This window comes from Flavobacterium sp. T12S277 (assembly GCF_048514875.1).
Classification (GTDB): Bacteria; Bacteroidota; Bacteroidia; order Flavobacteriales; family Flavobacteriaceae; genus Flavobacterium.
The window spans coordinates 158527-171538 of sequence record NZ_JBLYEG010000002.1 but is presented as its reverse complement, the minus strand read 5'-3'; the positions used below and the strand labels follow the sequence as shown (position 1 = coordinate 171538).

The window sequence follows — 13012 nt, the reverse complement described above, 5'->3', positions numbered from 1 at the left end:
CACTTGTTGAGTCTTTGTGAAACAAAAGAAGTATGAAAATATTTATTACCGGAATTTCAACTGATGTTGGTAAAACCGTTACTTCGGCAATTGTTGTTGAAGCTTTAGAGGCCGATTACTGGAAACCCATTCAGGCCGGAGATTTGAATTTTAGCGATACTCATAAAGTAAAATCTCATATCTCCAATTCAAAATCTCAATTCTACCCTAATGCATATGAGTTAAACACACCGGCAAGTCCGCATCTGGCTGCGGAAATTGATGGTGTTACGATAGATATAAAGAAGATTGTGGAACCCGAAACTACGAATCATTTGGTGATTGAAGGTGCCGGCGGACTATTTGTTCCGTTAAACGAAAAAGAAACCATTGTCGATTTGATTCAGTCCGATTATAAAGTAATTGTGGTTTCAAGACATTATTTAGGAAGCATTAATCACACCTTGTTGACCATAGAAGCGATTCAGAACAGAGGTTTTGAAGTTGCAGGGATCATCTTCAGTGGAAACGAAAACGAATCGACCGAAAGTTTAATTCTGAATAAAACCGGCGTACAATGTATCGGAAGAATTGACGATGAACCGTACTTTGATCAGAATGTAATTCGGGAATACGCCGATTTGTTCCGTAGTAATTTATTAAAATTGTAAGATGTGATTTGTGAAATGTGATCTGTAAGATGTAATCTGTGAAATGTTAGAAGTGGTTTGTGGAAAGTAAAAAACTTTCATCTCACAACTCACATTTTACATTTCACAAAGAACATTTCACTAAGTACATCTCACATTTTACAAATCACATTTCACAAGAAAAAAACATTTCACCAGATATGACATTAACAGAAAAAGACAGCCAATACCTTTGGCATCCGTATACACAACATAAAACAGCACAGGCTCCAATTGCAATTTCCAGAGGTGAAGGCGCTTTACTTTGGGATGAAAACGGCAAAGAATATATTGATGCCATTGCTTCGTGGTGGGTCAATCCGTTTGGACACAGTAACCGATTTATTGCCGATGCGATTTACAAACAGTTAACCACTTTAGAGCATGTTTTGTTTGGCGGTTTCACACACGAACCGGCGATTAAAGTAGCTGAAAAGCTGATGGAAATTTTACCTAAAAACCAACAGAAGATTTTCTTTTCAGATAATGGTTCCACAGCAGTGGAAGTGGCCATCAAAGTCGCGTTGCAGTTTTTTTTCAATAAAAAGGAGAAGCGTACTACGATCATTGCTTTTGAAAATGCTTTTCACGGTGATACTTTCGCGGCAATGGCTGCAAGTGGAATCTCTTTTTATACCCAGGCTTTTCAGGGGATGTTTATTGATGTAGTCCGAATTCCGGTTCCGGTAAAAGGGCAGGAGCAGGAAAGTTTTGATGCTTTGAGAGCCGTAATTGAAAAGCATGATTGTGCTGGATTTATTTTTGAACCTTTGGTGCAGGGAGCTGCCGGAATGGTCATGTACGAACCTGAGGCTTTAGCAAAATTAATGCAGATTTGTAAAGAGAACAATGTTCTTACGATTGCCGATGAAGTAATGACGGGTTTTGGTAAAACAGGAAAAACCTTTGCAATGGACTATGTGACTGAAGTTCCGGATATGATTTGTTTGTCAAAAGCACTAACCGGAGGAACAATCCCAATGGCAATTACCACTTTTACACAGGAAGTTTTTGATGCTTTTTATGATGATGACATCAATAAAGCTTTGTTTCATGGGCATACTTTTACCGCGAATCCTACAGGTTGTGCTGCGGCTTTGGCGAGTATTGAATTGTTGCATACGGAGGAGATGCAGGCTAATATTGAGAGAATTCATAAAAGCCATCTCGACTTTCAGAAGAAAATAGAGAAACATTCGAAAGTAATTACAGCCCGAACATTGGGAGTTATCTTTGCAGTCGAAATCAAATCAGATTCTGAAGAAAGTTATTACGGTTCGATGCGAACCAAGCTTTATAATTTCTTTATTGACAAAGGAGTTGTTTTGCGTCCGGTAGGAAACATTGTTTATATTTTGCCTCCTTATATTATGAGTGACGAACAGCTTCAAAAAGTGTACAAAACAATTGAAGATGCTATAGAAATGGTGTAAATTTGCACACAGATTTTCACGGACTTAACGGGTTTACTCCAAATCAAAATAAAAAGTATCGTAAGGGCTCTAAATTAAAGAGATTGTTGCGGGAACTTTTGTAAAACGGAGTGAATTTAAGAAGTAAGATGTGGAAGCCTGCCATAGCGGTTTGCGACTTTTACGGTTAGAAAAACAACCTTAGGGTTATAAATTACAAACATTGAATAAAAAAATCTCCATAACAGCTTTTTCTTCTATTTCACCTTTAGGAAATACTACAGATTCAGTTTGGAAAAAGTATTTGGATCGTGAGCATTGTTTTACGAAACAATTTTTAGATCAACAGGAAACATCTGTTGCTGCTCTTGATGCCGAATCTAAACAAATCGTTGCAGAAGTGCGGGAGTCAGATGCGAAGTATAAATTTTTAGATGATTCGGTTTTGTTTGCTTTGGCAGCGTCAAGAGAGGCAGTCCGACAAGCAGGATGGAATTCAGAAGATATTTTTGGAATCAATATTGGTTCATCACGCGGAGCAACAGATCTATTTGAAAAGCATTATAAAGAGTATATTGATACCGGAAAGGCACAAACTTTAGCTTCTCCAACTACAACTTTGGGGAATATATCGTCGTGGATTGCTCATGATTTGCAAAGTACCGGCCCCGAAATATCACATTCTATAACCTGTTCAACAGCGCTTCATGCTTTGTTAAATGGAGTGGCATGGTTGAAATCAGGCATGGCAGATAAATTTTTGGTGGGAGGAAGTGAAGCTCCGTTAACCGATTTCACGATTGCTCAAATGCGAGCGCTTAAAATATATTCGAGAATTGATCAGGAATTAGAATCCTGGCCCAATCTGGCCTTCGACTTTGAGAAAACCCAGAATACTATGATTTTGGGGGAAGGCGCAGCGGTTTGTTGTCTCGAATCTGGAGAACAGGAAAATGCATTGGCATATGTTACAGGAGTGGGGTATGCAACCGAAATTTTAGAACATAATATCTCAATTTCTGCAGAAGCGACTTGTTTTCAGAAATCAATGAAAATGGCTTTAAAAGATGTTGCTCCCGAAACGGTTGATGCTATTGTGATGCACGCGCCGGGAACAATCAAAGGAGATTTGACGGAACTACGCGCTATCGAAAAGGTTTTTGGTTTTCAGTTGCCTTTGCTCACCACCAATAAATGGAAGATCGGACATACTTTTGGAGCATCCGGTATATTGAGCTTAGAGTTGGCACTTTTAATGTTTCAACACGATACTTTTATCGGAGTGCCTTTTGGAGAAGAGCAAAAACAGACTAAGCCCCTTAGAAAAATATTGATTAATGCGGTAGGTTTCGGAGGAAATGCAGTCAGTATTCTGATTGAAAAACCATAGTTTCACACCAATCTAAGAGATAAAAAAAATCCATTCTGCTAACAGAATGGATTTTTTTATGGGACAAAATAAAGGATTTACTGTTTATTAAAGCAGTACCTTTCGGGTGGTGGTAAAATCATTGGCAAGTGTTACTTTAACCAATACAACCTGATTGCCTGATGACAGGTTCTGAATGTGAAGTTTGGTACTGTTTACTTTGGTTTTGCTGTAAAGCTGTTTACCTGTGATATCAAAAACAGAAACTTCTTTTATGTTTTCTTTCGAGGACAACAACTGGATTGATTTGTTTTTGCTCGAAATTAAAATACCATTTTCAATATTTTCAAAATCTCCCGTTCCTAAGGTCTTGCCAGCTTTATAACGCAGTGTCAAACGTTCTGCAAAGGTGCCGGCTTCGGTTTTAAAAGTATAATTGCTTTGACTTAAATTATGAACTACTCCGGTTGCTTTGTCTTCGATGTAAATGGCCTGAGTACTCATGTTTCCGTCTACTTCGTCTATGGCAACTGTAAAATCACCTGCAACAGTAGTTCGGTAACCCAATGGAACAAGATCTGAATCGGTAAAAGGCAGCGCACGACCCTGAATTACATATTTGTTTTTGGCATCTACACTGTAAAAATCCAAATATTGATTCCCATCAAAAGTTAGTCCGTCATATTTGCTTTCATAGTCATTGGTTGCACCTTCGATGTAGCTAACTAATAATTGTTTAAAAGCTCCCGTTGCATTGGTCATGTTTAACCAAACACGATGTTTTTCTATCGCAGTTTCTTTTGAGGTATTTCCAGGTCTGAAAAATTGGCCGTTATTAGATTCTCCTACTCGCATTGCATTGTTGAACTTTACTTTTCCTCCGGCATTAGTGGTTACAAAAAACGATTGTCCGGCTGCTATTTTTCCAGTTGGTTTAACACCTTTGTCTTTTGCAGGATCGTTACTGTGCTGTTTATCTGATTTTGCCGAAACACCACCACTCAGGTTGTATGAAGCATAATCATCACTGCTGTATTGATTCGTTGCTACAGGTTTTGCCGGTGTGTTGTGTGTCCAGAAATAAAGAGTTCCGTTTAACATCGGATTATCTTTCAAAAGTAAATCTGCATCTAGAGCAGACGGATAAGGATTTCCGATCAAGTAGCTTTTTGCAGAAGCTAAAAGTTCTCCTTCCAGATCTCCGTTGTTTGGAACTCCTTTAAAAGTCGCGGTAAATTCTTGTTTATTTGTATTGGTGTAGTTTGAAGGACCTCGGATAATGTATCCTTTCCCCACAACCATAGTGCTTTCTCTGTTGGTTTGTACCCATTGTGTGCCGTCATTACCATAGTATTTACTGGCAGTAGTCAAAGGTGAAACGTCCACTAATTTTTGTGGAGTTACTGGAGTAGACCAATACAAATAATCTTTTTGAAATATAGGCGGACTGGTACGGATATAATTAATATTTCCGGTATTTACAGCATTAGTCTTTTGTATCAAACTTGAATTGTTTTCAAATACTAAAGTACCTGAATCAACATCGATACTGTTCATTACGGTCAGGGTTACTCCCGATTTTATAGTTACTGTCGCTCCATTGTCAATCGTACAGGAACATCCGTTAAGATCGGCTTCTGCTGTATAATTTCCGGTAAAGTGAATCAGATCGTTGAATGATGGTGTTCCGCCTGACCATTTATTTCCATTCCAGACATTCCCGGGCAGGATCACAACATCCGCAGAATATACTTTTGTGCAATTATCGTCAATGGCAAATTTATAAGTTCCGGGCGCTAATCCGGTAATCTCGTAGGTTGTTCCCGCAGTGGTATACGTGTATACCGTTCCTCTGGATTCCATTAATTTTCCTGAAGGAGGGATGTTACCCAAAACAACACTTCCGGTAGGTGTAGTGCAATTGGGCTGTTTGATAGTGCCTACTGTTGGGGCGGTTGTTATTGTTACTGAAGTCGTATTGCTTGCGTCTGCAGCTGTTGAACATCCATTTGAATAATTTACCGTTACTGTTTTGTCTCCTTTTGTTAACCATTTAAGTGTTACACTATGATCTGAAGTTCCAATTCCTCCGGTTTGAATTTGATAATCCGTATTGATGGTTCCAGGTACATACCAGCGATAGTTAGTTTTTCCGGGTTGAGTGGTGTAGGTGATGTAAGTATTAGCACAAGTGGTTGAAGATGGAGAACTTGTATAAGTCGCTGCTGCACCACTATCTACAGTTATAAGTACGACATTAGAAGTAGTTTTGCTGCATCCATTAGCCTGACTGATGACCCTGAAATAGGTACTTTGAGTTAAAGGACCTATTTTGGCACCTGGAAGTGTTTTTAACTTTGCTGATGATGGGATATCATACGGATTGGTGAATTCTGCATCTGTAGAACTTTGCCATTTAATAACAGAATCCACGCTCCCTCCATTAAGTACTAAGTCGTTGGGAGTTTTGTTATTGCATATCGTTTGATCTGAACTTAAAGTACCACTAACAGAAAGATTTGGTTTTATAACCAGAGACACATTGTAGTTTTTACTGGTACATTTTGGAGAGTCTGTGTCGACATAAAGTACTGCATTGTAGGTTCCGACAGCAAGGCAGTATGGAAACTGAATCGTAATGCTTCCATTAGGTCGCGAAGTATTTCCTTTTTGTGTATTACTGCTTATTCCTGCAGCTACGGCAGCCGAATCAAATTTTAAATAATATTGATCTGAGTTGTTGCCAGTGTAGGTTAATGTTGCTGAAGTGGAAAATTGCATTGCTTCGGTAACTGGAGCCGGTGTTATTACAACTTCAGGTTTGACGATTATTGTATAGGTAGACGAATATTGAGGGGAACAGCCATAGTTGCTTACATAGGCACGGTATTCCCAGGGCCCCGCAGAAGAAGGAACTTCGGAATAAGTTTTTGTAGTATTGGCAATATCAGTCCAGGTCGAGGAATTATTTAAACGTTTTTCCCATTTCTCAACAGATCCTACGGGATTACCTTCTAAGCGCATTGTACCTGTATCTGTGTTTATGCAAATTTGGTTAAGACCTCCTCTGTTTATTACGCCGCCTCTTGAGTTACCGACCACACTTACGGAAAGAGAGCTTGATGAGCTTTCTCCACAGTTGTTTTTAGCTCGTACCGTAAGGTTTGAGGTTAGGTTATAATCGGGTGATGTTACTGTTATTGAATTTGTTCCTTGACCGGATGTAATTTGGAGGTTACCATTTGATGAAGTCCAGATATAGGAAGTTGCTCCCGTCACATTAGAAATGCTGTAGGTCTGTGAAGAAGATTGACAGATTGTTGCAGATCCAGTGATTGTTCCTGGTGTTGCAGGTGCACTACATTGAGCATATGTTGAGTTGAAAAAGAACACCATTAAAGAAGTTAAAATGGCAACCTTTAATCGGGTAGGAGATGACAGGTTTTTTGCATTAAAAAAGGGAACATTAGAAAGTAAAGTTTTCTTCATAGTGAGTGTATGCTATACAATTTGTTATGCCGGAATGGGATAAAATTTTGCCCGGGCAAAGATAGATACATCTACGTGTTCGAGAAGAGACGGGTTTTGGCAATGGTCATTTAATCGATAAAGCGTTAAAATAGTCGACGAAATACATGTTTAAAAATTCAATTCTGTGTTATTTCTTATAAATAACATTTTTAAAGTATAAGAAAAATCGTAAAATACTGCTCAAAATGATTGGTTTTTTAGAACAATATATGCAAAAAACGTCTTTTGAGTAAAAAATTCGCAAGAAAATAGCGTATGTGGGTGTGGTGATTTTGACTAAAAAAGCCAGAAAGAAGTGAGGTTAAGCCCGGGATTTTTGTAGACTAGAATTCTTTTTCAAGTAAAGTGACTTTATCGTAAACAAGGAAGCTTTCATATCCACGACGAAGCATATAGTCGCAGAATTTTTTTCGTTTTTTTAAAGTGTTTTTCTCGGTAATGCCGTTCCAGCATCGTTCAGAAAGTTGGTCAAAAGTGGCTTCGTATTCTTCGGCTGTAATTTCTTTTAAAGCAAGTGTAATATTGGTCGAAGAGATTTGTTTTGCTTTAAGTTCATTGGTAATTCGAATTCTGCCCCAATGTTTGATGCGGTGTTTGCCTCTGGCGAAGCTGCAGGCAAATCGGGTTTCGTTTAGAAAGTTGGTTTCAATCAACTGAACCACAATCATATCAATCTCATCGGTAGTCATTTTCAGGCTGTACAGTTTAGATACCACTTCGGCATGACAACGTTCCTGATAGGCACAGTAGTGTTCTAATTTCAGTAAGGCCTCTTTTGGAGTGCAGATTGAATTCATGGGTTTTTTCTTTCTTTTTAACGATTGCGGCTAAAAATAGTCATTTAAATGTTAAAAACACAACTATTTTTTTTGTTTTTCTCAAAAAAGTCTTCAGCTAAAATGTTGTATATGTGAGGAATTATAATATTTTTGTACGCAAAAATTAACAGTTTATTAGGGCCTTGTAAAACAGGTTTTTAGCCGTTATTTTTTAAAAACAGAACATCAAAAAATGTGTTTTTTAATGCAGTACGTTTTGTGTTTTGTTTGTAAAAACAAATTTAATCATAAATACCACATAGCCCCATGAATAAAAAACTACTATTAAGTTTTGTATTGTTTTTTACTTATCTTATAAATTATGGACAGTGTAACTTTGGAGGGTCACAATCTGGAACTACAACAGCTATTTGTTATAACAGAGAAGTATCCGGATCAAATATTGGTGGAGTTACTTTTACCGGCGTACCAGTAGGTAGATATGTATCGGTAAATGTTATCCAGGGTTTAACCTATACGATTTCTGCTACAACAAATACTGGTTTTATAAAAAGAATAACTTTGTTTAATAGCAGTAATACAGCTGGATATGTTGGTTCAGCAGTTGCAGGAGGTAATAATAGTGCAGCAACACTAACAAACTGGCAGGCCACATTCACTGGAGTACTTCATGTGCGATATACTAACGATTCCAACTGTTCAACTACTTCGGGTACAGCATCTGATATTTCTGTAACATTTACTGGTGGGAGCAATAATTTTGACAATGAAACGGCACAAGGAACAAATTCGTGGATTGGTCATGTATATGATTTTTCAGACGGAAGTGAAGTGTCTGTGCCGCCTTCTAATGCTAATGCTTTTGCTAATTATTTAGGGTCTTTTACTCAGTTAAATACTATTACAAGTGGTACAACTGCTTTCTCTCAAAATTATGGAGGAAATGACGTATGTTTTCCATTTACCGCAGCTGGGACTTCACAAACATTAAGAACCGATACATTTGCTGTGCGTTATAGAATGCGCTCGACACTGACCGCGGGTTGCTACTTTGTGAGTATTACGGGTGATGACGGGGTAAGGCTTTATATAGATGGCGTATTGGTTTTGAATGAATGGAATCAGCAAAGTTCTCAGGTTTTCCAAAATGTGTTAGTGAGTTTAAATGGAAACAGTGACCTTGTATTAGAGCATTATGAAAAAAACGGAGGAAATGTGTGTAATTTTACTCTTACTCCGGCCAATGGCAGCCTAAATACCGTTAGCCCAGCCACTTCAACTGTTTGCGGAGCAGCGACAGCAACTCTTGACGGTTCAAATTATGCGTATAACAATGGTGCAGCAAATCCAACGATTAAATTTCAATGGCAGTTTTCATCCTCTGCTTCAGGGCCATGGACAGACGCAACAACCGGAACAGGATTTGATGCGGAAGATTATACACCGGCCGCCCTTACGCCAACTGTTGCAAATACAACTTATTACAGACGTAGAGTATCTCCTGCTTCGAATCCGGCATGTTTCAGCGATAGTAGCCCGGTCTCTATCACAACAAATCCTAAACCGGTGATTTTACCTATGGCAGTTAATTCGTGTACAGGAACTACATTTAATGTTTCTCCTATAGACGGGACAAATGGAGTTGTACCGCCAACAACGATTTATACCTGGGCTGCTCCATCAGGGCCTGCAACTGTAAGTGGTCGTGCAGCTAGCTCTGGTAGTCCGACAAGTATATCAGGTACATTGAGTACTAGTGCTTCAACACCACAAAATGTTGTGTATAATATTACGGCGACAAAAGGAAGCTGCTCAAGTACATTTCAATTAACCGTAACGGTATTTCCTTTAAGTATAGGGGGTACGGTTTCAGGAAATAGTTTGGTTTGTGCCGGGACTAACAGTACTGTTTTTAATTTAAGTGGAAATAATGGAAGTGTAGTGAGATGGGAATCTTCTACAGATAATTTCGTTTCTGTAATTACACCAATAGCTAATACAACTACCACATTAACGGCAACAAATATTTCTGCAACAACTTCCTATAGAGCAGTAGTGCAAAGCGGAAACTGTTCGGAGGCAACTTCTTCTTTTGGAACGGTATCGATTAAAAATCCGGTTGCAACCGGGGTTACAATTTGCCAGGGAGGTTCAGGTTCTTTAACCACTTCATCGACTTGTGCCGCAGTTGCTCAAACACCGATGACTGCCAGCAACGGAGGAGGTACATCAAATACTACATCTTATACAGGTTCAGGAAACGTAGGATTTACTATAAATTTTCCTTCATTACCTGCTGGTGCAGTAGTAACAGCTACAAATGTTGCGATAAGTTTTACTGCTAACGCTCCTTCCTGGAAAAGCGAACTGCTGGTTCGGGTAACACCACCGGCAACTGTTGGAGGAGTACAAACTGATTTGAACCCTCTTCCAGCCACGGATGCTAATAATAAGACTTCAGGTTCTGTTTTTAATATTCCTTTAGGGACCTGGGGAACAGGAAACCCATCGGGTAGTTGGGCATTCGCATTTAGAGAATCTCTTGATGATGGTAATGGTCTTAATCCGGACGCTAATATTTCAAACATTACCATTACGGTTAATTATACATTACCGGCAACAATAGATTGGTATACAACAGCCTCTGGCGGAACAAAAATTGGTTCCGGAGCTTCGTTCAATCCGGTTGGTATTGATTCGCGTCTGATGAACACCAATACTGTTGGTACGACTCCTTATTATGCAGCTTGTTCAGGTGATCCTTCTTGTAGAACTCTGGTTAATTTTGTGATTAACGAGGTTCCGACGACACCTGTAGTAGGAACAGTTACACAGCCAACCTGTGTGGTGACTTTTGGTAGTATCGCTTTAAGTGGACTTCCTTCGGGGGGAACTTTAACAAGATCGCCTGGAGCAGTAGCTGTACCTTATACCGGAACTGCAGTTACAGATACCAATCTTGCAGGAGGAACCTATAGTTACACCGTTGGAAATGGTAATTGTACCTCAACTGCGACTACAGGAGTAGTAATCAATCCACCTCCGGCAATAGCAACTTATAATGCAGGTAGCTGGAATAATCCTCCAACGGCAGAAAAGAAACTTATTTTTAACTCCAATTTTATCTCTTCAGGAGATGTGAGCGGATGTGCCTGTGAGGTTAATTCCGGAGCAAATGTCACAATAGGAGTTGGACATACGTTAACTATTACCAATGATGTTAAAGTACTTAGTGGTGGTACAATGACTTTTAAAAATACAGCAAGTTTAGTACAAAAAAATAATGTAACCAATACAGGTGATATCACGTACGAGCGTACCACACCTCCTATATTGCTAAAAGATTATGTATATTGGTCAACTCCGGTAAGCCCACAAAAATTGGTCGATCTTTCGTCTTCAACGCCTAGCACTATGTATTATGGTTTCGATGGTACACAGTGGGTTCGAACGAACAGGAATGATAATATGGTGATAGGTAAAGGGTATATTATTCGTGCTCCGTCCGGTTATTCGAATAGCTCTAAGACAGCCTATCCAGCAAGTTTTAAAGGAGTTCCGAACAATGGAAATATAGAAACAGAAATGTTGGCTTCAGGAAAAAGTTACTTGATAGGAAATCCTTATCCATCTGCTTTAAGTGCAGAGAGGGTTGTTTCAGAGGGCATAGAAGGGTTTATAAAAACAAATGAAAATGTTATAAATGGTACCCTTTATTTTTGGACGCACAACACACCGGCAAAACCTCTTCCAAGTAATCAGTACAGTGCGGATGATTATGCTTCATTCAATCTGACTGGAGGAACAGCAGCGAGATCGGATGTAGATTTTGGCACTGGTGGTGGTGTTAAACCAACTGGAGAAATTGCGGCTGGACAGTCATTTTTTCTAACGACTAAGGCTGCAGGAAAAATATTGTTTACCAACGCGATGCGATTAGGAGCGGCAGATAATGGCCAATTTTTCAGATCTGCAAACACCTCAAAAGGAACTGCTGTCGAAAAGAACCGTATCTGGTTAAACATGACCAGTGCAACAGGAGCTTTTAAGCAATTATTGGTCGGATACATAGAAGGAGCAACTAACGATTATGAAAGTCTATACGATGGATTAACTCTTGACGGTAATCAGTATTTGGATTTTTACAGTGTAAGCAATGCGGATAAATTTGTAATTCAGGCACGTGCGTTACCTTTTACCGATTCGGATGTTGTTCCATTAGGCTATCGAACAGCTGTAGCGGGTGATTTCACAATTGGAATAGACGAGGTAGACGGTAAAATGGCCAAGCAGGTGATTTATATTGAAGATAAAACTACAGGAGTTATTCACGACCTGACCCAAAGTAATTATACTTTTAAAACAGAAGTGGGTAACTTTTCAGAACGTTTCGTATTGCGTTATACGGGTAAAACTTTAGGAATTGGAGATCTCGAAAAAGTTAAAGACGGAATCTTAGTTTCGATAAAAAACAAAGTAATTGCGGTACAGTCTGCACAAGAAAACATCAAAGAAGTTACGGTGTATGATGTATCGGGACGAATTCTCTACAATAAAAAGAAAGTGAGTAATACTGAATTACAGATTCAGAATTTACCATCGTCAAATCAGGTTTTATTGGTTAAGGTAACTTTGGCAAATGATTTTACAGCCACAAGAAAGGTTATATTTCAATAAACCGTAAATAAAAGTTCATTTCAAAAAGTCCATTCCGTTTTTCGGAATGGACTTTTTTTTTGGAAAGGTATTTTTAAAATATCACTAAAATTGGGGATTGCAGGTTTCAGACAGAGTATTTATTTTTGAGTTAATTCTTACAAGTGTTGTTGGCTTAAAATTCCTGTTTTGATAAAAAGAATAATTCTTTCATTGGTTTTGACGGGCCGCTTGTATGGTCATGAACTCTCTGTGCGGCAAAACAAAGTAGACGTCGCTTTCAGTACAGCCGATGACGGGCAGAGAGGAGATGGTTTCCAGGATAAAAAGCAGGATGTTATCATCTCGGTGCAGGACCGGGTCATCAAAGTGATTTCGGCTAGGGAACCAATCAGCGAAATAATCATTTTTGATATTTTAGGAAAACAATTGTATCGAAAAGAAAATATTGAAAATCTGGAATTTCAAGGGTTTAAAATCAATTCAGGGAAGCAGTTTCTGATACTAAAAATCAAACTGAGAAGTGGAAAGCTGATCATCAGGAAAATTTTGCTTTGAACAGCTGTCAGGCACCTTTTAATTCCTGCCGTTTATTTT

7 protein-coding genes are annotated in these 13012 nt (G+C 38.8%); 5 read left to right on the top strand and 2 right to left on the bottom strand.

Annotated features, from left to right (window positions below; genetic code table 11):
• Window positions 1-32: 32 nt before the first annotated feature.
• The 3 genes from bioD (at window position 33) to ACN1CN_RS04930 (ending at window position 3470) form a co-directional block, all read left to right on the top strand.
• Entirely contained in the window at window positions 33-650 is a 618-nt protein-coding gene (gene bioD, locus ACN1CN_RS04940; protein WP_419134859.1) for a dethiobiotin synthase, read from the top strand.
• 179 nt (window positions 651-829) lie between these two features.
• A complete protein-coding gene (gene bioA, locus ACN1CN_RS04935) occupies window positions 830-2101 on the top strand; it encodes an adenosylmethionine--8-amino-7-oxononanoate transaminase (protein WP_419134858.1) in 1272 nt (423 codons plus the stop codon).
• A gap of 202 nt (window positions 2102-2303) precedes the next feature.
• Entirely contained in the window at window positions 2304-3470 is a 1167-nt protein-coding gene (locus tag ACN1CN_RS04930) for a beta-ketoacyl synthase N-terminal-like domain-containing protein (RefSeq protein ID WP_419134857.1), read from the top strand.
• Between the two features lie 87 nt (window positions 3471-3557).
• Here the strand turns inward: ACN1CN_RS04930 and ACN1CN_RS04925 are convergent, their stop codons facing one another.
• Together ACN1CN_RS04925 and ACN1CN_RS04920 are read right to left on the bottom strand one after the other, a co-directional pair.
• Complete coding sequence (locus ACN1CN_RS04925) at window positions 3558-6938, bottom strand: T9SS sorting signal type C domain-containing protein (RefSeq protein ID WP_419134856.1); 3381 nt, start codon at window positions 6936-6938, stop codon at window positions 3558-3560.
• A gap of 365 nt (window positions 6939-7303) precedes the next feature.
• Window positions 7304-7777, bottom strand: a complete 474-nt coding sequence (locus tag ACN1CN_RS04920; RefSeq protein ID WP_419134855.1) for a regulatory protein RecX — start codon at window positions 7775-7777, stop codon at window positions 7304-7306.
• Window positions 7778-8065: 288 nt separating this feature from the next.
• Here ACN1CN_RS04920 and ACN1CN_RS04915 point away from each other — a divergent pair, with 288 nt between their 5' ends.
• Both ACN1CN_RS04915 and ACN1CN_RS04910 read left to right on the top strand, forming a co-directional pair.
• Entirely contained in the window at window positions 8066-12436 is a 4371-nt protein-coding gene (locus ACN1CN_RS04915; protein ID WP_419134854.1) for a T9SS sorting signal type C domain-containing protein, read from the top strand.
• 168 nt (window positions 12437-12604) lie between these two features.
• Window positions 12605-12973, top strand: coding sequence for a T9SS sorting signal type C domain-containing protein (locus ACN1CN_RS04910; protein ID WP_419134853.1), 369 nt, complete (start codon window positions 12605-12607; stop codon window positions 12971-12973).
• Window positions 12974-13012: the final 39 nt, after the last annotated feature.

What these genes read in the sequence shown, in the direction of transcription:
- ACN1CN_RS04915 (WP_419134854.1), top strand. Translation starts at nt 8,066, where the DNA reads ATGAATAAAAAACTACTATTAAGTTTTGTATTGTTTTTTACTTATCTT.
- ACN1CN_RS04925 (WP_419134856.1), bottom strand. Translation starts at nt 6,938, where the DNA reads ATGAAGAAAACTTTACTTTCTAATGTTCCCTTTTTTAATGCAAAAAAC.
- ACN1CN_RS04920 (WP_419134855.1), bottom strand. Translation starts at nt 7,777, where the DNA reads ATGAATTCAATCTGCACTCCAAAAGAGGCCTTACTGAAATTAGAACAC.
- bioD (WP_419134859.1), top strand. Translation starts at nt 33, where the DNA reads ATGAAAATATTTATTACCGGAATTTCAACTGATGTTGGTAAAACCGTT.
- bioA (WP_419134858.1), top strand. Translation starts at nt 830, where the DNA reads ATGACATTAACAGAAAAAGACAGCCAATACCTTTGGCATCCGTATACA.